We start from the raw sequence: 25,218 nt of genomic DNA, 5'->3' as shown, positions 1-25,218 counted from the left end.
TTCAGAGTACCTGAACGGGTTTGGCGAATCACCAGCTGTACTTGACTCGGGTCAATGAAATAAAAAGCGATGCCTGACTTTCCTTGCGGCGTACCTTCAGTCGAGAAAAGTTTTGATGAGAATCAATGACGAAACTCTCGGATACTCGTGCGGGCCTACTGGCACAGGACGCAAACGAGTTTGCATTCGGAATGCGGAGTATCGAGGACATATCGCGGCATCCCCCGATAAGGCTCCTCGCCACGGAAGATTTCAGCCAAATGCCTTGGATCAAAGATTCTCTGCTTGCGGCCAGATACGCACTGTCGCCCCTGCAGGCAGGCGGATAATGGCAATGCGGCTTCAGGGAGCCACACGGTATTTCATGGAGGTCACGATGCCCGGCACAACCACATTTGGAATCAGGCAGGTCTTTGTTGCGCTCTGTATCACAGGCGCGTCCGTGTACACGGCGGCCGCAGAACGCGACGCGGAGGCGTTGAAAGCGATCGAGGAACGCTACCAGGCCGAGCGCGCCGCCTGCGAAAGCGGGCGCACCAGCCAGGACCGCGACGCCTGCCTGCACGAGGCGATCAATGCGCGGGCTGCCGCACTGCGCGGACAGCTCGATGATACGCCTGGCATGTATGAAGAGAACGCAGTGGCCCGGTGTGAAGCCTTGCCGGTGGAAGAGCGCGAACTGTGCCGGCGGCGCGCACTCGGAGAAGGGGAAAACAGCGGCAGTGTCGAGAGCGGAGGCATCCTGCGCGAGTACCGCGAGATTACCCTGCCCTCAGTGACGCCCCAAAAACAAACAGCGCCGGCAAACGGCGCTGACAGGAAAAACGGGAAGTGACCAGACAGTCGGTCGTGATCGATTGTCATCGGCCGGCATTGGCGACCGACCCGTTCTGCGTCAAGCCATCCTCAGGCGATGGCCAACTGTGCGTACATCCCTTCGGGCACGACGGACGGGATGCGTGCGCGGGCAGCACCAACGCGCTGGAAATACTCGATCACGGTGCGGTAAAAGAGGTCGGGATTGCTGGCGCACTGGTTGCGCAAGCGACCGTCGGCGAAAGCATCGCGCCACAACATCTGCGCTTGCTCGTTTGATATGCCTGCTTTACGTGCCAGCCATGGCAGCAGCTTGGGCATCGTATCCATCATGTTCACTCCATTTGCGGCCCCGCCCGCCTTGTGCTTTTGGCACGCGGCAGACGGACAACCAGGTTTATGCTGTACCGCAACAAGTGTAAAGAACTATTTGCCGTAGTCCAATTTCGATTGGCGATGTGACTTATTCCGAGAGTGAATAACTGTCGCAATGGCACGACGCACAGCCGCGCTACTTGTCTTTATCCCAAGCCCGGCTTCGCCACCATCAGGAAGTACACGACTGCCATCGCGATGAAGGCCGGATAGCCGAGCAGCTCCCAGCGTTTTGCATAGTGCCAGTAGCGTTCCGGCACCGGCTGCCCGGAGGCTGCCGCGCCCGCCGCCATGCGTGCCATCCGCAGCTGCAGCCAGACCACGGGCAGCCAGCACACGCCTGCCAGCGCATACAGGCCGAACGACACCAGCAGCCACGGCGCCGTCCACGAGAAGCCCGCAGTGTGCGCCAGCCACAACCCCGACAACGGCTGGAAGATCACCGCCGGCGTCGTGAACCACCAGTCGGCGCGGCACACCAGGCGCGAGACGACCGACATCGTCTCCACCGAATTGCTGCGGTTTGCGAAGAACAGGTAGAACGCGGTGCCGAAGCCGGTGCCGACCATCAGCACGGAGGACAGGATATGCAGTGTTTTGACAATGAGATAGGTATTCATGCGGTTTTCATTTGCGCTTTCGCCAGGGGCACGAGTAGCCGGGCTTCTGGCTGGCTGCTTCCTGTCACGGGTACAGCGGGACAGTGGCGACATCGGGGTCAGCGGGAGCGAAGGCCTTGCGGCACAGGATGACAAGCGTGGTCGAGGTAACAGTGACAGCGTGCAGCGACAAGAGGAGGAATCGGGTGTGCGAGGACGAGGTGAATCGCTTATTGATCGGTAGAAAGGCGAGAGAGTTCCCTTCCTCTTTCTTACCAAGGATGAGCTGGCATTTTTGTCCACGCCCTGTGATGCTCGCCGCGTGTCGCCCGCGTCGTCAAAAGCGGTCGTAGCAAAGCGGTGATGATGCTACAGAGGGAAGGATGCGACGAGTCGTCGCAGCCCACGGTGCCGCCGGGGCACCGGGGCAGTGAAGCACTGAAGTACTAGGCCGTGTTTGACAAGCTACTGCACGGCTCGGATTGATGTCTGCGGTGCTCGGCGTATCAGTCGTACGTGTGCGCTCCTCGACACCACTCCGAACCGATCGCTACACTTGTCAGCCTAGGGCATTGGACTGGACGACCTAACGCATCCTGCGCACCAGCCTCAGCAGCAACAGCAGGACGATGGCGCCGACGGTGGCGACGATGATCCTTCCCAGCAGCCCGCCGCCGGCGGAAATGTCGAGTGCATCGAAGACAAAGGCACCGATGAAGGCGCCGACGATGCCGACGACGATGTCACCCACAATGCCGAATCCGCCGCCGACCACGGCGCTGGCCAGCCATCCGGCAATCAAGCCGATCAGTATCAACCACAGTAATTCCATGTTGCCTCCTGAATGATGAGTCACGAAGGAAAATCACTTGCTTCTCACTATGAGATCGGCGAGGGCAGATTAGTTTCAAATTTTCATTGCCGGTGGATGATGGACCGCGGCTCAGTGCGGATGCGTCGTCGACATCGAACCTCTCCCCCACGGCGCGCCCGTGACGTCGAACAGCGACGCCTGGCTGCTGGCGATCAGCATCTGCTCGCACTCGGTGGCCGACACCGGCGGAGAGAACAGGAAACCCTGCACCTCGTCGCAATGCTCGCTGGCGAGGAACTGCAGCTGCTCCTGGGTTTCGATGCCTTCCGCAATGATGGTCATGCCAAGCGAATGGCCCATCGCGATGATCGCGGACGTGATCGCCTTGTCGTCGGGATCACCGGGAATGCCATGGATGAAGGCACGATCGATCTTCAGGATGTCGGCCGGCAGGTGCTTGAGGGAATGCAATGACGAATAGCCGGTGCCGAAGTCGTCGACCGCCACGCGAAAGCCGAGCGGCTTGAGTTCCCGCAGCGCGGTAATGATGTCGGGATGCGTTTGCAGCGCGGTCTCCGTCACTTCAAGATCGATGCCGTAGCCGTTCATCGGCGGCCATGCATGCAGCTTCTCGCGGATCGCGTCGACAAAGCCGGGCTGCCGCAACTGGCGGCCCGACAGGTTTAGTGCCAGCCGCACCGGCGGAATGCCGGCCTGGCGCCACTCCTGCAATTGCACGCAGGCGCGGTCGAAGACCCAGTCGCCGAGCAGCTCGATCAGGTTGCTCTCCTCCGCCACCGGGATGAAGCGCGCCGGCGACTGCATGCCGCGCTGCGGCGAATTCCAGCGCACCAGCACTTCGATGCCGGCGATGCGGCCGGTGGCCAGGCTGATCTGCGGCTGGTAGTACAGCACCAGCTCGTTATGACTGACCGCATGCCGCAAGCCGCGGTTGATGGCGAGCACTTCGGTCGCACGCTGCGTCATCGACGGCGTGTAGAACTCGTAGCAGTTGCGGCCCTTTTCCTTGGCCGCGTACAGGGCCACGTCGCCCGACTTGCACAGGGTTTCCTTGTCTTGCGCATCGTCGGGAAAGATGCTGATGCCGATGCTGACTGAGGTCGTCAGCGTGTGTTCGCCAAGCTGCAGCGGCTCCGACATGGCGTCGATGATCTTGCGCGCCAGCGCGGCGGCATCTTCGGTGCGCGTCAGTTCGCCCATGACGATGGCAAACTCGTCGCCGCTCAGCCGGGCCACGGTATCCTCGCCGCGCACGCTCACCCGCAGGCGGTCGGCGACGATCTCCAGCAACTTGTCGCCGGCGGAATGGCCGAGGGTGTCGTTGATCAGCTTGAAGCGGTCGAGGTCGAGCAGCAGCAGCCCGACGCGCCGCTTGTGGCGACGCGCATGCTGCAGCGCGTGGTCCAGCCTGTCGTTATACAGGAGACGGTTGGGCAGGCCGGTCAATGTGTCATGGTAGGCAAGCTGTGTCAGCTGCTCTTCCGTGTTCTTGATCGTGGTGATATCGGAAAACACCGAGATGTAGTCGGTGACACGGCCATTTTCATCCTTCACTGCGGTGATGCTCTGCCAGGTGGGGAAGATGTCGCCGGACTTGCGGCGGTCCCAGATCTCGCCCTGCCAGTTGCCGCTCGTTTTCAGCGTGTTCCACAGCTTTTCATAAAAGGCCGCATCCTGCCGGCCGGATTTGAGCAGGCGTGGATTCTTGCCGAGCACTTCTTCCGGCCGGTAGCCCGTTATCTCGGTAAAGGCTTTGTTCACAGCGAGGATGGTGCCGCTGCCATCAGCCACCACGATCGCATCCTTCGTGTGCTCGAAGACGGTGGCGGCGCGCCGCAACTCCTTTTGCGCCTGCACGAGCTTCGTCACGTCGAATACCGTGGTGCGGCTGGAGGCGAAGTCGCCCTTCTCGTCGTAGATCGCCGTGGAATTCATCAGCGCCGGCATCACGCTGCCGTCCTTGCGCACCAGTTCCAGCTCAAGATTGCGCAACTCACCCTTCTCGGCAAGCTCTTTCACCTTTTTCAGGTAGGTGATGCGGCTTTTTGGTGTCTGCAGGTCGGCGATTTTTTTCTTGCCCACCAGTTCTTCCCGCGTATAGCCGAGCCAGTCCAGCTCGGTCTTGTTGATCCTGACGATGACGAGGTCGCGGTCGACCGAGTGGTAGCCGCAGGGTGCATTCTCGTAGAGATCGTTGATCTCGGCGGTATGCCGCTCCAGCTGCAGCTGCATGCGCTGGCGCTCGCTGATGTCGCGCACGATCGCCATCCAGCGTCCGTCCGGCAGAAAGCGCGCACTGATCTCCGTCGGCAGGAAGCTGCCGTCCTTGCGCTTCAAGTTCCATTCCGCGACTTGCACATGCTCGACATCCTGTTGGAACGCCAGCTTGGACTGCCTCAGCCGCTCCACATCCTCGCTCGCAATCAGGTCAGTGATGTGCTTGCCGACCAGTTCATCACGGGCATATCCCAGCATGCGGCAGGCATTGCGGTTGACATCGATATACACCCCATCCTGGTTCGCGATGAAGATGCCGTCGCCGGCATTGTCGAACAGTTGCTGAAAGCGCCGTTCGCTCTCCCGCAGTGCGCGCTCTGCGTCCTTGCGCTGCGTGATGTCCTGCACCATGCCGATGACGACCTGCGGCTTTCCCTGCGCATCACGCCGGTACACCTCGCCGTTGGAGGAGACCAGCCGCGTTGTGCCGTCCGGTAGCTGCACGCGGTATTCGATCTGGTAGGGCTTCTGTTCGTCGACAGCGGTCAGCATCGCCGCCCGCACTTTCTCCCTGTCCTCTGGAAGAATGCGATCCAGGATGGCGGCCACCGGCAAGGGCTTCCTTGCAGGCAAGCCGTAAATCTGCGACAGCTCAGTTGAGCCGGTGATTTCGTTGGTGCGCAGGTTCCATTTCCATGAACCGACCGGCGCAATGGCGTCCACTTTAGCGAGATCGTTGGCAATGCGCTGCAGCGAGTCCTGCAAGGTCTTGCGCTCGCTGATGTTTTCAATCGCCACCAGCATGTAGGGGCGATCCCCTTCCGTCGATGGCATCGTGGAAAGGCTGAATTTGACCCAGACGACGCTGCCGTCCTTGCGCAGGCAGCGCTTTTCGCGGTGAAAGGACGGCATCTCGCTGGCCCGCGCCTGCATCGTTGCGAGCTGCTCCGCCTCCCGGTCGTCGGGATGGTTCAGGTCGGTATAGGTTTTTTGCAGCAACTCGTCGTGGCTGTATCCCAACAGCTCGCAAAACGGCCGGTTCGCTTCGATGAAGCTGCCATCCGGGCTTACCTGCGCCAAGCCAACCGCCGTGTGTTCGAAGATCGACTGGTAACGGCGCTCGCTTTTGCGCAGGGCATCTTCCACCTGTTTGCTATGGGCAAGCTCCTGGTTCAGCCGCTCGACCTCCGCTGCGAGAGCATCAATATGCGCCTGTAGGTTTTCGCTCATGAGATGTCGCATGCCTTGGATACCAAGACATTGGACAGTTTTACAACGCGTAGGTGCGCAGGTGCCTGTGAATTCCGGTTAAGTTCCGGCAAGAATGGTGCGCCAGATCAGAAAATTTGCTGCGCGAAAATGGCCCGCGAAGCCTTGGAGGTGCGCCGGCTGTACTGTCCGCTGCCGGCTGTTGGCTGATAGAGACCACTGCAGCTGTTGCAATTTGATACGAAATTGTGGGAGTCAAACCAATCGTGTCGCCCGGTCCGGTGGGTAGAATCTTTTCATCGATTTCCCCTCAACCATGCGAAAAAATGAAAAACGCTTACAAGCTTTTTTCCACGGCGCTGACCGTCGGCGTGCTAGCGCTCGGCATGCCGGCTGCGCATGCTGAAGATGGCCCGATGCAGCGTGCCGGCCGTGCCGTTGATCATGCGGCAAAGAAGGCGGGCGAAGGCATCGGCAAGGCAATGCAGAAAACCGGTGAAGCTCTCAACAAGGCCGGCGAAAAAACCGGCGAAGCGCTCGGCAAGGCTGGTCAGAAGGTTGAACAGCTTGTCGCGAAGAAGGATTGAATCTCCATCACCCCTGCCCCGGGTGCCGCGCACGCGGAACACGCGCGGGAACGGCAAGCGCACTACGGCAGCGCATCCTCCTCGCGCAGCCACTGGAACAACTGCTGAAGTCCATGCTGGTCGATCGCAATCGGCGGTGATGCCTCGCTGCTGTTGCCGGTGTTCTGCCGGATCTGCAACTGGACCGGAAACTTGTGGTCCGGATTCAGAGTGACGATCAGCTGTTCCGTCCCGCTCTCGGTTGCGTTCTGCACCACGGCCTTGCCCAGCTCGACTTCATGGAAGGTTGATTTCATCATTGACTCCATTTCCGCTCTGTCAGCGTGCGTTAGTTCAATCGTCAGTTCATTCGTCAGTTCATTCATCCGGTCGTCACTGTCACGTTTGATCGCTTTTTTCGGAAAAGCTCCCCCGGCGTCCCGGCCCTTTGATCGTGCTCACTGAGCCGGCCGGCGCCCTTCACCAAAACTCAACACCGGATTGAGAAAACTGGTATCGTTCCCGCCCGAAGGCCGCTATCCTTGCGTTTTCTCCGGCGTAAGCTTGCAGCACTGCACCAGCGCAATGCAGGCGGGCCGGCCGGCGCCGCAGGCAGGCCCTTCCCTATCGACACGACCATGAGTGACCTGGAACACGGAAGCGACATGCACGACCAGCCGACGCTGCGGGCCGTCCTTCGTGCGACCTCGTGGTCGCTGCGGGCACTGCTGGCGCTGGCGCTGCTGCTTCCTCTTTTTCTTGCCGCATGGTTTGCCTGGTATCAGCGCACCGTGGTGCTCGAAGACGTCGCCGACAATGCACGCCGGTCCGTCGTCGCACTGGAAGCGCACGCAGCCAACGTGTTGCAGACACACGCGCTGATCCTGCAACAGATTGCAAGCATGACCGAGGGCCGCACTTCCGCTCAGATCCGCACCGACAAGCGACTGCAGCAGACGCTCGCCGCGCTGGCAAACGATTTCCGGCAGGTGTCCATCCTGGGCATCACCGATGCGGACGGGCGAGTGATCGCGAGCAGCATCGGCCAGCCCGCGCCAGGCACACACTCGGCGGACCGCGACTACTTCCTGGCGCATGCCAACGGCACCGCACGCGGCATGTTCTTCAGCCAACCCTTCACCGGCCGCCTCAACGGCATTCGCCAGTTCGCCATCAGCATCGCGCGCACCACCCCGGCCGGTGCCTTTGATGGCGTGATCTATGCGGCCGTGCCGCTGGATTACTTCACCCGCTTCTGGAGACAGTTCGTGCCCTCCAGCGGCTACCTGATCCCGCTGATGCGCGACGACGGCGTGCTGCTGGCGCGCTATCCGGCGGTCGGCAATCCCGACCGCCTGGAGCCGAACGGCCCCTTCATGACGCATGTGCGCCGCCAGCCGCGCGGCGTGTACACCGCGGTATCGCTGGTGGACGGCATCGAACGGATGAATGCCTACAGCCAGATCCACGACTATCCGCTCTACGTCAGCTACAGCATCGAGATCGACACCGCATTGCAGAGATGGCGTAGCAAGATCGTGCCGGTGCTGATGTGGGCGAGCATCGCCGCCGCCGCGCTGGTGGCGTTGTGGCTGGTCGTCGTCCGGCAGGCCTACCGGCAGCGCGCGACGAGCCAGCGCTGGCGTGCGACCGCGCGCAAGCTGGAAAACGAAATCACACGTCGGGAAGAGGCCGAGGAAGCACTGCGTCAGGGGCAGAAAATGGAGGCGATCGGCCATCTGGCGGGCGGCATCGCGCATGACTTCAACAACCTGCTCGCCGGTATCGTCGGCCACCTGCAGCTGATGCGCATTCGTCTCGCGCAAGGCAAGACCGAGGACATCGCACGGCATATCAGCGCCGCCTCATCAGTCTCAGACAAGGCCACGGCCATGACGCAGCGCCTGCTGGCCTTTTCGCGCCGGCAGGCCCTGAGCCCGAAGGTGACCAACGTCAACGAGCGCGTCGCGTCGATGCAGGAACTGATCCAGCGCACCGTGGGCCCGGCCATTCGTGTGCAGCTGTCGCTGTCACCGGATATCTGGAATACGCGGTGCGATCCGAACCAGCTGGAAACCGCCCTGCTCAACCTCGCCATCAACGCACGCGACGCGATGCCCCAGGGCGGCAAGCTGGTATTCGCAACCGTCAATACCGCACTCGCCGCTGAAGAGGCACGCGCCGCAGGCGTGCCTGCCGGACACTATGTCGCGATCCGCGTGAGCGACAGCGGCACCGGCATGCCGCCCCATGTGGTCCAGCGCGCATTCGACCCGTTCTTCACCACCAAACCGATCGGCCAGGGCACCGGCCTCGGCCTGTCGATGGTCTACGGATTCGCGAAGCAGTCGGAGGGCGGCATCCGGATCGACTCCGAACCAGGCGTAGGCACTAGCGTGCAGATCTATTTGCCGATGACGATGGAAAAGGCGGCCGCCGAGAAGGCGCCGCCCGCGCCGCTGGAGCCGCCCATTCCCGCAACGAAGGCAACCATCCTGCTGGTGGAAGACGAAATGGCATTGCGCGACCTGCTGTCCGAGATGCTGTCCGAGCTCGGCTACCGCGTGCTGCAGGCTGCGGACGTCCCGGCCGGGCTGAAGATCGTCGAGTCCGCGGAGGACATCGACCTGCTCGTCACCGATGTCGGCCTGCCCGGCAGCATGAACGGCGTCCAGCTGGCGGACACGGCACGCGCCCAGCGGTCGGGTCTGAAGGTCATGTTCATCACCGGATATGCGGACAAGGCCGCCGCCGGCAGCAGCCTGCAGGCAAGGGGCGCGGAGGTCATGATCAAGCCATTCGACCTGGCCGATTTTACGAAGAAGGTTTACAGCCTGCTGTGTGTCTGAGTAGTTGTCTTGAACGCTTGTTTTAAGCGCTTGTTTTAAGCGTTGATTCTGAGCACCGGTTTGGTGTCTTGCTGCGTGCACCAGTTCAGCAGGCGAATGAGAAATGCCGCGAGATGCAGCGGGCGGTGCGGATACGGGCAGGATGCACCATGCTTTCAGCCGGGCACCGGGTTCAGCAGAGCTGGAGGTTGCGCAGGACGCGGAAGAGCTGGCCGAACTTGACCGGTTTTTCGAAAACGTCGTGGAAGTCGGCGCGCAGGTCATGGCCCTGGCCGTCCGTATAATTCAGGCCGGTCACCGCAATCACAGGAATCTTTCCGAAACGCCCGTCCTGCCGGAACGCGCGCGCAAAGTCGACGCCGCTCTTGTCGCCCGGCAGGCCGATATCGCAAAACACGATATCGGGCGGCATGGCTGCCGCCTTCTCCATGCCGGCCTGTGCGCTGGACGCGATTTCTGCGCTGCCCCCGAGCACGTTCAGCAGGTCGCAGAACAGTTTTGCATAATCCCGGTTGTCTTCAATGACCAATGCATTGAATCGCCGCTCATCCCCGGTTGTCTCCTGAGTCTTCATTTAATTATCCTCACTCATTACAGGTGCGGCTTGCCCTTGTCGCTTGTGGCGTACCGAAGCCTCCGGCTCCCTGCGAGTTGTGGTGTTGTTTCCCGAAGAATGCGGCGCAGCGGGCGAACAAATGCGCAGTGCTTTTCTATACGGGAATGCAAAGACTTTTACAAGGCGCCGATGCTGGCGGGAACGCGAGTCGAAGCGCCTTGACCTCCCAGTGAAAGGCGGAAGAATAGCAGCTTTCCCCCCCTTTGGAGCACCTGCTCCGACAGGATATTGCGCGCCTCCATGAACACCCGATGCGGCACGTCAGCCGCAATACCATATTCATGGTAGGAGAACGTCTTACAGGCGCCCGAACAGCGTTCCACACTCGGCAGGGGCACGGCATACCGGCACCCAGACCGGATTGGCTCGCAGCGCCAGCAAGATGCAATCGCCACCTGCATTGAGCGTGCATCAGGTCGATACACGCCTATGCGCAGTCGATACGGCTGTAGAACGAACGCTTTTCAGGCAGAACCGTGCCCGGCCAGCCAACAACGGGTTAGTGCTTCCGGCGCGAGCCTGCAAAACCCGCGCTCCGGCCCGGGACGGTTGCCAGCAGAATGCCGGCGAGCGACACGGCAAAGGCGACCATCTGTATACCGCTCAGGCTTTCGCCGAGCACCACCACACCGACCACGGCGGCGCTGACCGGAAGCATCACGGTAAACACGCCGGCCTGCGCAGCAGGCACGAACTCCAGCCCGGTCATCCACAGCCACACCGACCAGACGCTCGCGGCCAGCGCATAAAACACCAGCAGCATCCACATTCCGGACGTCACGGAGGTGAAATCGAATCCTTGCATCGCATACAGGCCCAGCGGCGTCATCAGGAGAAAGCCCCACAGGTTGATGACCGAGCTGATGCGCTTGGGATTCATCACCGTCGTCAGCTTCTTGCCGATCACCGCGTACGATGCCTCGCATACGACGGCGGCAAAGACCAGCAGGTTGCCGATCCACGCTTTTTCCTGCACTGCGCCCGCTGCGGCATGCGGTGATTTCGCCAGCGACAGCAGGCCGATGCCCAGCGCGCCACACGCTACCGCCGCCCAGACCCGCAGGCTGATGCGCTCCTTCAGGAAGATCCAGCTCATCACCGCAATCACCGCCGGAATGGACGCCATGATCACGCCGGCCGAGACCGCGCTGGTCATCGACACGCCGGTAATCATGCAGAGGGTGAACAGGAAGTTGCCAAGGAAGGATTCGAGGAAGAGCAGCTTCTTTATCTGCCACGACAGCGGCTGCTCGGTTGGCGGCTTCTTCAGCCAGTGCACCATCGCCAGCCCGCCAATGCCGAAGCGCAGCCAGGCAAGCAGGAAAACCGGGAAGACGATCGCCAGCGGTTTGGACAGGGCGACATAACTACCGACCAGCGACATGGAAAGGGCGAGGCAGCCATAGGCCAACGCCCGGTTGGGGGTGGAATTCATCGAAGGGATGTGTTGCCAGGTGAGGCAAGGATGGTACACGGAATCGGCGCGTGCTGGGGTCACCGTTCCGATGCGCGTGGCGGTCCGTGCGGCGATTATGTGCGACGGCTCCGGAAAGGTCGATTTCAAGTGCGCGTCAGGGGGCGGTTCTGACTACGGCTGCGGGTGCGGTTGTGGGTACGCTTTAAATACCGGCTGATGTGGTTCGGCTGATTTGCACGTCGGACCGATGCCTGACACTAGACCCATCCTGACCTTCTCCCTCGGCCGGGCACGGCGAGATTCAGGATGGGAGGTTGCATCACTCAACCAAAGGACACATCGATGATTTTCTGAACACGCAACTGTTCCCGAATCCCTCCTGCCTCCCCTCCTACTTCTTCCCTACTTCAGCGGCTGCAGCACCAGCGGCTTCCCGTACAGCTGGTCGATGTTCTCCTGCTTGAACGGGAAGGTGTGATACTCGCCGCCGAGATAGCGCTTGAGGGTGTCGTCGTAATGGCGGCTGGTCGGATGTGCGGACTGGCCGGTGCTGTTCATCGCCATCATCGGTTCGTCGCGGGAGAAGTCGACGATCATGCGCATCGACGGGATCATCCATGTGTCGAAGTCGGCGCCGAGGTTATACGACGAGATGTTGAGCGTGGTGTGGTCGCCGCCGGCCGGGAACGGGCCGCGAGCCAGCACCTTTGCCATCTTCTCCAACCCGAGCTTTTGCTTGATCGTCTTCTTGGGCGCCATGACGGTGCCGTCGGTCTTCCAGTGATAGGTGTGCAGCTTGCCCCAGCTCCAGGCGGTCCGGTAGCGGCCCAGCGTCTTCTCCAGGTGGACGATGGCGTCGGCCAGCGACTCGGCGATGATGTCTGCCTTGGTTTCCTTCTTCGACGTCGTCACATCGTCCCAGAACGGGCTATCGGCCTCGCGCACCAGCAGGTGGTCCATCGGCGCCGAGTAACTGAGGTTGGCGATCCTGACGAAGGCTTTCCAGTTTTCGCCGCTGGCCGGGCCCAGCTCGTCGAGGAAGGTGCGCCGCGTAAAGCTGTGCAGGAATGCGCCGTAGACCGCCACTTCCTGCGAATCGGGCCGCAGGTCGCCGTCCAGGATCAGCAGCTCTGCCAGTGCCTCGCGCGCTTGGGCCTGCCGCAGCTTTGGAAGCGCACTGATGGCAGCCTCCAGCGCCTCCTTGTTCGCGTCGGTTTTCAGCCAGGCCTGCACCTTGGGTACCAGCAGAGAATGCTGGTCGAGCTGCATCCTGATGCTGTCTTCCGCCGTATGCTGACTGTTCTCCGACAGCAGTTGCCTGATCCGCTCAAAGCGTTCCGGATAGAACCAGGATGAACTCAGCACATGGGCAAAGTCCGGCGCCACCGTGCGGTGGTTGGCAGTGCCGATAAAGCCCTCCTCGGGATTCAGCGCGGCCGGATGCTGCTCGGGGTCGAGATAACCGGTCCAGTCATAATCGCCGGTCCAGCCCGGCGACGGCACCAGTCCCCGGCCGGCCTTGCGGATCGGGAACGTGCCGGTCACCTGCCATGCGATATTGTCTCGGTCGCCGTACACCATGTTGAACGGCAGCCCGCGCAACTGCTTCATCAGCGGCGTTGCCTCCTCCACGGTCTTCGCACGGGCAATATCGCCGAACACGAGCGGATTGCCGCCCAGCTCCGGGATCGCGTTCTGAAAAGCGAGGCCGTAGTTCAGCTTGATGTTCAGCGGCAGCTCGCCGTTCTTTGCCGGTCGCTGCAGCAGGCTGTTCAGCAGCGTGCCGTGCCGCGTCGTGTAGTAGGTCTGCACCTCGGGGCTGCGATCCTTGATGTGGAAGACTTCCTTGCGCTCCGAAACGGGGATCCATTCATTCTTGTAGAAGTAATGCAGCTTGTTGCCCCAAAAGATGTGCAGCTTTTCAAGGAAGATGTCCTGGCTGTCGCCCATCACCATCGTGCCGCCCCAGGCGATGTGGCCGTTGTAGCCCATGATGGGGCCGGGCATGCCGGCCAGCGAGACACCGGCCCACTGCGCGTCAGGCGTCCGCGCATGCACGAAATGCCAGACGGAAGGCATGGCTACCGGCAGATGCGGATCGCTGGACAGGATGCTCGCGCCACCCTTGGTACGCGACTTGTGCACCGCCCAGTTGTTGGACGCGGCCATGCCGCCCAGTCCAATGCCGGTCTGCAGGTCCTGCGCCAGCAGCAGGCGGTCCAGCGGCTCGTCGATGCCGGTCAGCGCGATGCCATACAGCTTGCGCGCCTCGTCCATCGGCAGTGGCTGGTCGGGATAGACCGGGATCAGCCATGCGGCTTTGTCGAGGCCGACGGCCTGCGCGAGCTTGAGGTAGGCGATCTCTTCCTGCAGGTTGGTCGACAGCACCAGGTGGTAGAGCGCGATGATCGCCAGCGAGTCGGCAGGACGCCAGGTATCCGGGTAGTAGCCGGCCATGCGCATGCTGTCCGGCAGGTTGCCCGTGTTGATATAGGCATTTACGCCGTCTGCATAGCGTTGCAGCAGGGCTTTCTGTTCGGGCGACGCGGCTTTCCAGTAGTTCTGCGCCGCCTGCTTCAGGTTCATGACGCGCATGTAGCGGTCGAGTTCCAGCGCGGATTCACCCAGCCATTCGGCCATCCGCCCTTCCGCCGTCAGCTTGGTGCTGACCATCTGCGACAGGCGGTCGCTGGCGGCAATGTAGCCCAGCGCAAAATACAGGTCTTCGTTGTTCTTCGCTTCGACAAACGGGATGCCGAGGTAATCGCGGCGAATACTCACCGGCGCACTCAGTTCGGAGAAATGCAGCTCGCCGGGCAATTTGGGTTCGGCGTATTCGTTCTTCTTCGCCGCACCGCAACCAGCCAACGCGAGCGACACCGCAATCAGCCCTCCCAAGGTACGCAGGCGCAGCAAGGTCATTTTCCAGTCTCCCTTTCTTATCTGTCGACCGGCAATCTTATGCCGGGAAAATGCCAGTTTATTAATTTTCGTCAACAGGGGATGGTGAAGTGTCTCCAAGGACAATAAGTCGGCCGTGCGGTATGGCGTAAGAGCATACCCATCTCGTCAACGTTGAAATACTGCTGTGTGGGCCGACCGGATGGTCTGCGGCGCTCTGCGTAGTCCCGCTCCAGAATCACGGCAAGGAGGCCGCAGCGACCCCACGCAACGCCGTGCCGCGAGCGAGGCGGCAGGCACCCACACTAAAGTCGGGCTGGCACTGTGCTAAGAGCCTGTTTGAAAACTGTAGCGAGCGGTCCGAGTTTGGTTGGAGAAGCGCAGTCGTACGTGAGGTACGACGAGCATCGCAGAGCCAAAATCGGGCTGCGCAGTAAGTTTTCAAACAGGCTCTAAAGAGATGTTACGACTTCAGCCGGGAATAAAGCGGCTCACCGCAGCTGAAACCACTCCTGATGGAAATTGATGGCGCTCATACTCATCCCCTGTCTGCTTCTTTGCGCACACTGTCATTGCACCGGCGTGTGCGCTGCCAGGGGAATTTTCTACGCACGGTGTTACGGGGTGACACGGCATGCCGCGATTCCATGCATGGTACGTGCGGGATGTATAGGAGGATGTATAGGAGGATGTATAGGAGGATGTATAGGAGGATGTATAGGAGGATGTATAGGAGGATGTATAGGAGGATGTATAGGAGGATGTATAGGAGGATGTATAGGAGGCTTGTCGGTGATATGTCGAATCGTATCGAGGGGATGCGCGGCGTTGCTTCGCCGCACATCCCTTAGCGCCGGACCAGGGTCTCAGCGCACCACGCCAATGCGCGTACGCTGCGCATTCTTGTAGGTGTACAGCGTCAATGCGCCGTTCTTGATGTCGCCCTTGCTGTCGAACGCGATCTTGCCGGTCACGCCGTTATAGTTGGTCTTGGCCATCTCCGGCAGGTACTTCGCCGGATCGGTGGAGCCGGCCCGCTTCATTGCTTCGACCATCAGCATCACGGCGTCGTAGGTGTACGGCGCATACAGTGCCACGTCGATACCGAACTTTTTCTTGAAGGCGGCGCGGAAATCGTCCATGCCCTTCTTCTCGGATTCGTCGACACCGCCCGCTTCCGCGCAGAACACCTTGCCTTCGCCGAGTGCATCGCCGGCGAGCTTGATCAGGTTCTCGGTGCAGACGCCGTCGCCCGCCATGAACTTGGCGTCGATGCCCAGCGCCTTCATCTGGCGCAACATCGGGCCGGCCACGGCATCCATGCCGCCGAAGAAAATCACATCCGGTTGCTTGGCCTTGATGGCGGTGAGGATGGCGTTGAAGTCGGTCGCCTTGTCATTGGTGTACTGCTGCGCCACGACTTGTGCGCCCTTGGCTTTCACGCTCTTCGTGAATTCGGCTGCCACGCCTTGTCCGTAGGCGGTGCGGTCATCGATCACCGCCACCTTCTTCGCCTTCAGGGTGTCGATCGCATAACGTCCGAGCGTGCCGCCGAGCTGGCCGTCGTTGGCCACGACGCGGAAGGTGGTCTTGAAGCCTTGCTGCGTGTACTTCGGATTGGTCGCCGACGGCGAGATCTGCGGAATGCCTGCGTCGCTGTAGATCTTCGAGGCCGGGATCGTGGTGCCGGAATTGAGATGGCCGATCACGCCGCTGACCTTGGCGTCGACCAGCTTTTGCGCTGCCGCCGTACCCTGGCGCGGATCGCCTGCGTCGTCCTCGGCCTGCAATTCGAACTTGATCTTCTTGCCGCCGATGGTCACGCCCTTGGCATTGAGCTCGTCAATTGCCATGCGCGCGCCGTTTTCATTGTCCTTGCCCAGGTGTGCGGCGGAACCCGACGTTGCGCCGACGTGGCCGATCCTGACCACCTGTTCCTGCGCCGATGCCGCGCCCGCAAATGCAAGCGCCAGTGCGCCCACCAAGGGAATCATTTTGCTGCTGAACTGCATGAATTACTCCGGGAGAAATAACAATTTGATATCTGGGATGAGAATTGCAGCGCTTGTGGCGACATCGAGGCCGCTGCGTATGGACGGGTAGTCCATGGGCGCAAACCCCGTTGCGCTCGACGATACCACGGCAGATCCCATGTGCGCAGCGCTGAAATGGAAAAACCCTGACCGGAGTCAGCTTATAGGAGGGGATAAATTCATCAGCGGCAGCCGCAAAACAAACGACACATGCCCCTGCGCAATGCAGGGACATGCGCGGCCAACCATCACTCCGGCTTGATCGCCACTTTCAGCACGCCGTCGCGCTGGTTCGCGAACAAGTCGTAGGCGGAGACAATGTCGTCGAGCTTGTAGCGGTGCGTGACCATCACGCCGAGATCCATGCGGTTGGATTCGATCACCGCCATCAGGCGACGCATGCGCTCCTTGCCGCCGGGGCACAACGCGGTGTTGATCCGATGGTCGCCAAGGCCGGCGGCAAAGGCCGACACTGGAATCGTCAGGTCGGTCGAATACACGCCCAGGCTCGACAGCGTGCCGCCCGGCTTGAGCACCCGCAATGACGACTCGAAGGTTGCCTGCGTGCCCAGCGCCTCGATCGCCGAATCCGCGCCGCGTCCGCCGGTCAGCTTCATCACTTCATCGACCACATCGCAGTTCTTGAAGTTGAGCGTCACGTCCGCACCCATCTTCTTCGAGATGCCGAGACGATGGTCGTTGCCGTCGACCGCAATGATCGTCGTCGCGCCGAGCAGGCGTGCACCCGCGGTTGCGCACAGGCCGATCGGCCCCTGCGCGAACACGACGACCGTGTCGCCGATCTTGATGTTGGCGTTCTCCGCGCCCTTGAAGCCGGTCGACATGATATCCGGGCACATCAGCACCTGTTCGTCGGTCAGCCCATCCGGAATCGGTGCAAGATTGGCCTGCGCATCGGGCACCAGCACATACTCCGCCTGCGTGCCGTCGATCATGTTGCCGAAGCGCCAGCCGGCGGTCGCCTTGTAGCCGTGGCAGCCGCAGCGGCCGCTCGGGATCAGGTAGCTGCCGTCCTGCGACGGAAAGCCGTCCTGCGCCGCATAGGAGTTGAAGCTCGGGCAAATCGCACCGGCGATCACGCGCTGGCCTTCCTTGTAGCCGGTGACCGCGCTGCCCAGCTTTTCGATCACACCGACCGGCTCATGGCCGATGGTCAGCCCCTTGGCAACCGGGTACTCGCCCTTGAGGATATGCACGTCCGTGCCGCAGATCGTCGTGGTCGTGATGCGCACCAGCGCATCGTTCGGGCCCACATCGGGAATCGGCTTGTCGGTAAGTTCGATGCGTCCGGGTTCGACAAATACGGCGGCCTTCATCATCTTCGCTGTCATGGATTCTCCTTGAGTGAGGAAAGAGGCGGTTCTGCAAAGAGCCTGTCATGGATTCCGAAAGAGTTTTCGGCAGAGGCGTCATCACATGCCAAGCCTCTTCCGAAGCACACAGCAGGCGCTATGGATCGGAATGCAATGTGCGCCGGTTCAGCGCCGCGGACAATAACCGCGCATGGAAGTTTTAAGCGCGGTCAAGGAAAGCAAATTTTTCCGCCGACCATGTTTTCCCTGGAAACGTAGCCGCGTGAGAAATGGAGAGAGTGGCACCGCGTGCATCTTGCGGTCGGTCACCGTGAATCTGGCAGCTGAGAGAAAAGCGTTCTCACTGCGCGGCGCAACCATGCCCGGCGGCGGAGTGCACTTCCCGCATTTCTCCGCCGCGAGATATCTGGTATCGTCGGCGGCAATTCACTTGTCGGAGTTTCGGCGGCACGATGGCATCGAGCCAACGCGCCGACCAGCCATTGATCCACAACGGCAACGACCGCAACGACTTGCAACGACTGCGCACACCTTCAACACCACATCAATCACCGTATGCCCACAGCCCGCCCGCCACTCCCGCTCGCCGACTACCAGCGCATCTTTCGCGTCCTGAAGACCGTCCTCGACAGTGCAGATGCCGCCCCCGCGCACCCCGACGTCTTTTTCAGCATGGCCGGCGCGTTCCTCGTCCAGCAGCTTTACAAGAAGCGCTGCCAGCCTGTCGCCGGCGCCGCCTTCTTCCGCGTTGACGACGACGCCGGGACTGTTCTGTCCTTCGCAGACAAGGATCACGAGGATCTCAGCTCGGACAGAGGATTCCACTGCTGGATCCTGTGCGAGGACTACATCATCGACTTCATGGCCCCGCTCTTCCGCGAATCGCTGCAAGCAATGGGCCTTTCAGGAAGCTGTTCCAGGAAGATGTTCCAGAAACCGCGTAGTGCAATGTCGGATTCGCCGCTGCTGATGCGCAATCCCGGCGACTTCCACATGCTTCCCAATGTGGACCTGACGAGCAGAGTGCTGAGCGAGTTCTTTGCCAATGAACGCAACAACGACCTCGTGCAGACGTGCGCGCACTGGTACAGGAAGCCCCCGAAGGACATCCCCCGCCAGGCAACAATGACGGGCAACGATGGGGCGGTATCGCACCTGACCCTCAGCAGTTTGTCGCTGGTCGGGGCGTGGTAGGTGGATCGGCGCATGCATGTCCCCTATCGATAACACTCATTCAGAAAGCCCCACCATGCGCATGAAGGCATCCGAATCCGTACTGCTTATCGTCGATCTCCAGGGCCGCCTGTTGCCTGCGATAGATGGCGGAGACGCCGTCCTGTCCCAGGCGGGCTGGCTGGTCGATGTCGCACAAACGCTTGGCGTTCCTGTGCTGGCAAATGAGCATTGTCCCGAGCGCATCGGCCTGACGGCTCCGGAGCTGCGTGCGAAGCTCCAACCTGAGTGCATTGTGGAGAAGACCCATTTTTCAGCCGTTACCGAAGGCGCGTTGCTTCAGGCCGCTGCAGCCAGCCGGCCGCAGTGGATAGTCGCAGGAACCGAAGCCCATGTGTGCGTCCAGCAGACCGTGCTTGATCTGCTGGCTGCGGGGCGCAGCGTATTCGTTGTGGACGAAGCCGTCGGCTCCCGTCGTGCGCGCGACAAGGAACTCGCGCTAAGAAGAATGCAGCAGAACGGAGCAGAGATCGTGAGCCGCGAGATGGTTGCGTTCGAATGGCTTGAAAGCGCAGATGCGCCGCTGTTTCGGGAAGTGCATCGGCGGTTTATTCGATAGGTTACGCAGGACAAGTTGTGGCAGCAGTTCGCGCGACTTAAATCATTTGGCCAACCTATGCCCATGCATACTCAGGACGCAGCGCGGCGGATTAATGAAACCGCCCGGACAGCAGGTGTTCAACCCGATCGGATGGCAATGGGCCGGAATAGAAAAACCCCTGTCCATAGTCGCATCCGGCTTGCGTCAGGAAGTCGTGCTGCTCCTGTGTTTCTATGCCTTCCGCGATCACCTTGAGCCCGAGTTTGTGCGCCATGACGATCATCGTTTCCGCGATCGTGCAGTTACCTTGATGGGCCGGGATGCCTCTGACAAAGGACTGGTCGATTTTCAGGTAATCGATATCGAATTTTTGCAGATACGCCATGGAAGAATAGCCCGTCCCGAAGTCATCGATAGCGACCTGGATACCTGCATCGCGGTATTCCAGCAACTTGTCGCTCACCTGTGAAGACGCATCGAGCAGCAGACCTTCCGTAATCTCCACAACAATATTCGACGGCGAGATCCCGAGGTCTTGCAGATACTGCAGCCAGTCATGCTCCAGATGGCGCCGGTTGAACTGCGATGGCGACTTGTTGACGGCAATCTTGATCGTCATGCCGGTCCGCTCGCTCCATCGTTTCAGGCAGGTCGCGGCTTCGTGGAACACCCAGTTACCGATATCTCCCATCAGTCCTGCTTCTTCAGCAATCGGAATGAAAACCGAAGGCGCCACCTTGCCAAGCTTGGGATGCTCCCAACGCAGCAGTGCTTCGACTTTAGCGATGTGCCCGCCACGCATATCGATCACGGGCTGGAAGGCGAGGGACAGTTGCTGAGAAGAGATCGCCCGGCGCAGCTCTGTTGATACGCGCAGGCGCGCATGCGCGCGGTCATCCATCTCTTGCGTGAAATAGCTGAACTGATTTTTACCAGTCGCCTTCGCGTTGTACATCGCCTGATCGGCCTTGCGCAGCAGATCGTCGATTCCGTCGGCATCCAATGGGTAGAGCGCGACGCCCATGCTTGCCGTGACCTGTGCAAGCTCTTTCCCTGCGCTGAACGGTTGCGCCAGGGAGGAAAGGATTTCCTGGCACACGTATTCCACGTGCCCCGGCTCATGCAGGTCTCTCAGCAGCACGATGAATTCATCGCCGCCCAGGCGTCCCAGCATATCGGTTGAACGGGTACAGCGCTTGATGCGATGTGCGGCCTCGATCAGGAGCATGTCGCCAGCTTCATGCCCGTAGATGTCATTCACCTGCTTGAACCCATCGAGATCAATAAAGAGCAAGGCCGCCTTGTTCCCTGTACGCCGTGCCTTGCGTAGCTCGTCTTGGACTTCATGAAGGAAATGCCGTCGGTTAGGAAGGCCGGTCAGCGGATCCAGGTTGGCATGCCGCCAGACCATCTCCTCCGATTCTTTTCTTGCCGTGATGTCAGTGACAATTCCCGTCATCGCCAGTGGCCGCCCCCTCTCGTCACGAGACACGACAACGCCGCGGGAGATCACCCATTTCCAGCGGTGATCCGCACACCGGATGCGGTATTCGCATTCATAGACAGGCGCGGTGCCGTCAAGCGTCGCACGCAGAGCCTCTTGCCGTCGGGCCTGATCGTCCCGATGCACGAATTCGCGGAATCTCACTTCACCGTCAACGCGGTCGGTTTTTTGGAAGCCGAGTATTTTCTTGAGCCCTTCGGAAAGGCTATACGTGTTGCGATCGATATCCCAATCCCACACGCCCTCACCCGTGCCTTCCAGCGCCAGTTTCAGGCGCTCGTTCATCAGCCGAAATCGCTCCTCGTCCGCCATCTTCTGCGTCAGGTCGCGCACGAGGACTTGAATGGCCGGCTGTCCGTTCCATGTTGCCTTGCCGGAAATTCCCTGCAGATAGACCATGCCGCCATCGACACGGCGAACATGCCAAGTGTGCGGAGGATTGGGGCCGCCTCGCTCGAGTGCCTGCACGATTCTGGTGCGCATGGTCTGCCACGATGCCGGATCGAGAAAATCGCTCGGCGAATGACCGATGATTTCGCTCGCGTCCGTTACGCCAAGCATCTTCATGATGGAGCGGTTGGCGTAAACAAACTTGCCATCGACCAGTACGAGGATACCGTCAGGGCTGACCTCGGTTAATAATCGAAAGCGCTCTTCACTGGCACGAAGCGCGTCTTCGATCCCTTTCCGCTCGCTAATGTCCATCACAATCCCGGTGAGTTGCTCGGGATTTCCCGATGCATCCTTTGTAATTGTCCCTTGCACCAGCAACCACACGATCGCCCCGGAGGGAAGCGTGATGCGGTATTCGACGTTAAAGGGCTTGCTGGCTTCTGCGGCGATCTTTATCGCTTGTTTCGTCCTGGCGATGTCTTCCTTGGTCAGGATATGTTGCCATTCATCTTCAGTCAGGCTGTGGTACTCGGCCGGCAGCTCGAGCATTTGGGCAAAGACCGGACAGACGATGACGCTGTTGGTCGCAATCTCGCTTTCCCACACGCCAATGCCGGCCGCCGTTGCAGCAAGCTGGTGAAGGATCGTGCGAACTGGCGTCGCATCGCTCGTCGCGTGCGTCTCCGGCACACCAGGCAACGCCGCTGTGGCGCGCAGCTCTTGTGTTTCCGGATGCCTACCCTCCTCCAAGCTGCGTTCTGTCATCGAATTCTTCCTCCGTCTGAACTTTGGAACGATGAACAGAAACATAAGTTCATGGGCTCGAATCATGACAAATCAATGCCAACTGCATTGATGCAAATGAGCAGTATTTCCTCCTAACGAAATGCAACTTATAAATGTTCATAGCTAAGCAAAAATGCTAGTAACAAGAACCACTTCAAGCTCAAATTTTTGTCACTCAGGTTCCGCTATCCATACCTAAGGCTTGGATTTACATCAAAATGTAACCGGCATATTTTCGACATGATGAGCAAATCGCTCAGTAGAAGCGGAATAATCATCAGGGGGCTATCACTAAGAAGAAGAGCTGCCCTGATGACAAAATTTTTCGTGAAGTCAGTTACTGTTGCGCTGTTTTCTGTGATGGTCGCCGCCTGTGGTGGCGGAGGTGGAAAGGGAACTACTCAGGTTGCGACCGAGAACACCTCGGGAGGAAATCAAAGTGGTGATGCGCCGGCACCGGTATTAAACCAAGTTCCTGTCTCGACTCCGAGCTCGCCTCCTACAAGCGATGGATCTGTTTCCAGTCCAGCTCAAGGCCCCAGCACCCAAAGCCCGTCCCCTAGCCAAGAATCACCACCAGCTTCCCCGCCACAGACCCCTCCATCCGAGCCCCCACAGGAGCAGCCGACAAACGAGCCTCAACCTGTAGCATTTACTGCCTACTTGACTATGGCGCCTAGTCAGGATGCGGGGTTATTCGATGTAGTTACTCTCGAAGTCAGGGGCACGGGCATACGTAATGTTGAACTCGTCCCGCCAGATAGCTCGGGGCCTGTAATAGCCCGCTTTAACATAGTCAATGACACAGTGGCGGTACTACACCTTGACACGCGTTCGATGGTCAACGGTGTCCTTGCGGCACGTATTCTTGCATATGATGCACCTCCCGGTGCATCTGGCTCGGCAGTCGAGGTGATGGCAACTCGTGAATGGCGCTTGGTAAATGAGCCTCAACCTCCATTAATTGGCGCAATTCCGCCTCGGAACTATCGTCCAAGTGTGATTATTCTGCCAAGCGAACTTCCATTCGTTGATCCAGCACCGCTGCGTGCGTTGTATGAGTTGGACGACGAAACACTTTCGGCTCGTCTCGCAAACGATGGTGCCGCGATTCAGGCATTGATGGACCGGTATCAGACTTCACAGATTTGGCTAGAGCCCACAGGCATTGATGGTTCTGGACAAGGCGAGTGGTTCCATTGTCGTACCAATTTGACGCTTATTGCATGTAAAGGGGGCTTCAGGGTTATGGCCAGCCGCATGGAAGCGAATAGACCCTGACCTACACTGACGTTATCTGAATATACGCACGCATAAGTAGTAGCTAGAAATAAGTGGTAATAACGGACAGACCACGATGAACAACGTGGTCTGTCACCGTTTATATGCAGCTATTTCGCTGATATTCGTTTCGTCTAGACGGGGGTGCGCGTGCAACCCGCTGCAGCGTTTCTTGTTTTTGCTCACGCTCAGGTTCTGCGACTTTCCGCTGTACGGCAAGCGCGTTAAATACTGTTTTTGCTCGACTGACAATGCGTCCGGCTTGGCGCAACTCGACCTGTCGTGATTCCGTTTCATTTCTGGCGCCTGCGCGAAATCTTCCATCGCCACTCCAGCACAACCACGCAGCCATCCCGCAGCGCTTAAAATGCACGCTTTCCCAATCGTCTTCCAGCCCACCAATGTCTGAATACGCCGCCCCGCACGTTGCCATCATCGGCGGAGGACCAGCCGGGTTGATGGCCGCCGAAGTGCTGGGTCTTGCAGGCATACAGGTTGACGTGTACGACGCCATGCCCTCCCTCGGCCGCAAGTTTTTGTTGGCTGGCATCGGCGGTTTGAATATCACCCACAGCGAAGCGTACGACGCCTTCTGCGCGCGCTACGGTGATCGTCGGCAGCAGCTGCAAGCTGCGCTGGACGGACTGCCGCCCGACGCCTTGCGGGCATGGGTACACGACTTGGGTATCGATACCTTTGTCGGCAGCTCCGGGCGCGTGTTTCCCACGGAGATGAAAGCGGCACCGCTGCTACGGGCGTGGCTGCGCCGCCTGCGCAGCGCCGGCGTGCGCCTGCACGTACGCCATCGCTGGCTGGGTTGGAATGCCGAAGGTGCATTGCGCCTAGCCAACCCGGACGGAGAGATCGTGATCAAGCCGCAGGCTACCGTGCTGGCCTTGGGCGGCGCCAGTTGGCCGACGCTGGGGTCGGACGGCGCCTGGGTACCATGGCTGCAAGACCGGGGCGTGGAAATCGCCCCGCTGCAAAGCGCCAATTGCGGCTTCGAGGTGCCGTGGAGCGCGCATATACGAGACAAGTTTGCCGGCGCGCCGCTCAAGTCGGTGGCGCTGACATTTACCGACGTGCACGGCCGCACCGAACAGCGGCAGGGCGAACTGGCGATCAGCGCGCACGGCGTGGAAGGCAGCCTGATTTACGCGTTTTCGCAGCGGCTGCGCGACTATCTCAACGTGCACGGCAGCGCCACCTTCACGCTTGACCTGGTGCCGGGACGCGACGCGGAGCGGGTGCTGCGTGAAGTGAGCCATCCCCGTGGCGCACGCTCCCTATCCAGTCACTTGCAAAGCCGCGTCGGCATTACCGGCGTCAAGGTCGCCTTGCTGCATGAAGTGCTCACCAGGGAACAGCTTGCCGACACGGCGATTCTGGCGAAAACGATCAAGGCCTTGCCGATCACGGTGCACGCCACCCGCCCGATTGCAGAAGCGATCAGCACTGCCGGCGGTGTACGTTTCGAGAGCATTGACCAGCACTTCATGCTCAATGCCCTGCCCGGCGTGTTTGTCGCGGGCGAAATGATCGACTGGGAGGCGCCCACCGGCGGCTACCTGCTCAATGCCTGCTTCGCGACCGGCCGTCACGCAGGCCTGGGCGTGCGCGACTGGCTGAAAGACCGCTACGAGAATTGAAGGGCGGTTGATAGCGGCGTTACCTGTGCTTTGATGCGATGCTGCCCATGTCGGCCCATCGCGC

Annotated in this window: 18 protein-coding genes; 7 read left to right on the top strand and 11 right to left on the bottom strand. The window is 60.2% G+C overall.

Annotated features, from left to right (window positions below; genetic code table 11):
* Positions 1-442: 442 nt before the first annotated feature.
* On the top strand, positions 443-835 hold the full coding sequence (locus tag ACYVIA_RS08060; protein ID WP_460839630.1) for a hypothetical protein: 393 nt from the start codon (positions 443-445) through the stop codon (positions 833-835).
* A 71-nt stretch (positions 836-906) separates the two neighbouring features.
* Here the strand turns inward: ACYVIA_RS08060 and ACYVIA_RS08055 are convergent, their stop codons facing one another.
* The 4 genes from ACYVIA_RS08055 to ACYVIA_RS08040 form a co-directional block, all read right to left on the bottom strand.
* A complete protein-coding gene (locus tag ACYVIA_RS08055) occupies positions 907-1,149 on the bottom strand; it encodes a hypothetical protein (RefSeq protein WP_460839629.1) in 243 nt (80 codons plus the stop codon).
* A gap of 188 nt (positions 1,150-1,337) precedes the next feature.
* Positions 1,338-1,811: a DUF2269 family protein gene (locus ACYVIA_RS08050; RefSeq protein ID WP_460839628.1), complete on the bottom strand. Its 474-nt coding sequence runs from the start codon at positions 1,809-1,811 to the stop codon at positions 1,338-1,340.
* 565 nt (positions 1,812-2,376) lie between these two features.
* A complete protein-coding gene (locus ACYVIA_RS08045; protein ID WP_460839626.1) occupies positions 2,377-2,622 on the bottom strand; it encodes a GlsB/YeaQ/YmgE family stress response membrane protein in 246 nt (81 codons plus the stop codon).
* A 111-nt stretch (positions 2,623-2,733) separates the two neighbouring features.
* The gene (locus ACYVIA_RS08040; protein WP_460839623.1) at positions 2,734-6,072 is read right to left on the bottom strand and encodes a PAS domain S-box protein; all 3,339 of its coding nucleotides are present in this window, start codon (positions 6,070-6,072) and stop codon (positions 2,734-2,736) included.
* Positions 6,073-6,377: 305 nt separating this feature from the next.
* Here ACYVIA_RS08040 and ACYVIA_RS08035 point away from each other — a divergent pair, with 305 nt between their 5' ends.
* Positions 6,378-6,638, top strand: a complete 261-nt coding sequence (locus ACYVIA_RS08035; protein WP_460839622.1) for a hypothetical protein — start codon at positions 6,378-6,380, stop codon at positions 6,636-6,638.
* 62 nt (positions 6,639-6,700) lie between these two features.
* Here ACYVIA_RS08035 and ACYVIA_RS08030 read toward each other — a convergent pair whose 3' ends face one another.
* Positions 6,701-6,937 (bottom strand): hypothetical protein, encoded by a 237-nt coding sequence (locus tag ACYVIA_RS08030; protein ID WP_460839621.1) that lies wholly within the window; start codon positions 6,935-6,937, stop codon positions 6,701-6,703.
* Between the two features lie 318 nt (positions 6,938-7,255).
* Between ACYVIA_RS08030 and ACYVIA_RS08025 the strand changes: the two genes are divergently transcribed.
* Entirely contained in the window at positions 7,256-9,466 is a 2,211-nt protein-coding gene (locus tag ACYVIA_RS08025; protein ID WP_460839619.1) for a hybrid sensor histidine kinase/response regulator, read from the top strand.
* Between the two features lie 172 nt (positions 9,467-9,638).
* On the opposite strand, the gene ACYVIA_RS08020 is transcribed toward ACYVIA_RS08025, so the two are convergent.
* The 5 genes from ACYVIA_RS08020 to ACYVIA_RS08000 all read right to left on the bottom strand — a co-directional run bounded on the left by ACYVIA_RS08020 (position 9,639) and on the right by ACYVIA_RS08000 (position 17,785).
* On the bottom strand, positions 9,639-10,040 hold the full coding sequence (locus ACYVIA_RS08020) for a response regulator (protein WP_460839617.1): 402 nt from the start codon (positions 10,038-10,040) through the stop codon (positions 9,639-9,641).
* Between the two features lie 541 nt (positions 10,041-10,581).
* The gene (locus ACYVIA_RS08015; protein WP_460839616.1) at positions 10,582-11,517 is read right to left on the bottom strand and encodes a DMT family transporter; all 936 of its coding nucleotides are present in this window, start codon (positions 11,515-11,517) and stop codon (positions 10,582-10,584) included.
* Positions 11,518-11,901: 384 nt separating this feature from the next.
* Positions 11,902-14,421: a penicillin acylase family protein gene (locus tag ACYVIA_RS08010; RefSeq protein WP_460839614.1), complete on the bottom strand. Its 2,520-nt coding sequence runs from the start codon at positions 14,419-14,421 to the stop codon at positions 11,902-11,904.
* A gap of 845 nt (positions 14,422-15,266) precedes the next feature.
* Positions 15,267-16,412 (bottom strand): branched-chain amino acid ABC transporter substrate-binding protein, encoded by a 1,146-nt coding sequence (locus tag ACYVIA_RS08005; RefSeq protein ID WP_460839612.1) that lies wholly within the window; start codon positions 16,410-16,412, stop codon positions 15,267-15,269.
* Between the two features lie 269 nt (positions 16,413-16,681).
* Entirely contained in the window at positions 16,682-17,785 is a 1,104-nt protein-coding gene (locus tag ACYVIA_RS08000) for an NAD(P)-dependent alcohol dehydrogenase (protein ID WP_460839611.1), read from the bottom strand.
* Between the two features lie 537 nt (positions 17,786-18,322).
* Between ACYVIA_RS08000 and ACYVIA_RS07995 the strand changes: the two genes are divergently transcribed.
* Together ACYVIA_RS07995 and ACYVIA_RS07990 are read left to right on the top strand one after the other, a co-directional pair.
* Complete coding sequence (locus tag ACYVIA_RS07995; protein ID WP_460839608.1) at positions 18,323-18,961, top strand: DUF2026 family protein; 639 nt, start codon at positions 18,323-18,325, stop codon at positions 18,959-18,961.
* Positions 18,962-19,016: 55 nt separating this feature from the next.
* A complete protein-coding gene (locus tag ACYVIA_RS07990) occupies positions 19,017-19,559 on the top strand; it encodes an isochorismatase family protein (protein WP_460839607.1) in 543 nt (180 codons plus the stop codon).
* Between the two features lie 91 nt (positions 19,560-19,650).
* Here the strand turns inward: ACYVIA_RS07990 and ACYVIA_RS07985 are convergent, their stop codons facing one another.
* Positions 19,651-22,203 carry a sensor domain-containing protein gene (locus ACYVIA_RS07985; RefSeq protein ID WP_460839605.1) on the bottom strand — a complete coding sequence of 851 codons (2,553 nt, stop codon included), beginning with the start codon at positions 22,201-22,203 and terminating at the stop codon, positions 19,651-19,653.
* Between the two features lie 858 nt (positions 22,204-23,061).
* Between ACYVIA_RS07985 and ACYVIA_RS07980 the strand changes: the two genes are divergently transcribed.
* Both ACYVIA_RS07980 and ACYVIA_RS07975 read left to right on the top strand, forming a co-directional pair.
* A complete protein-coding gene (locus ACYVIA_RS07980) occupies positions 23,062-23,505 on the top strand; it encodes a hypothetical protein (RefSeq protein ID WP_460839604.1) in 444 nt (147 codons plus the stop codon).
* Positions 23,506-23,906: 401 nt separating this feature from the next.
* The gene (locus ACYVIA_RS07975) at positions 23,907-25,154 is read left to right on the top strand and encodes a TIGR03862 family flavoprotein (RefSeq protein WP_460839602.1); all 1,248 of its coding nucleotides are present in this window, start codon (positions 23,907-23,909) and stop codon (positions 25,152-25,154) included.
* Positions 25,155-25,218: the final 64 nt, after the last annotated feature.

This window comes from Noviherbaspirillum agri (assembly GCF_054780595.1).
This window is presented reverse-complemented; position numbering and strand designations above follow the sequence as displayed.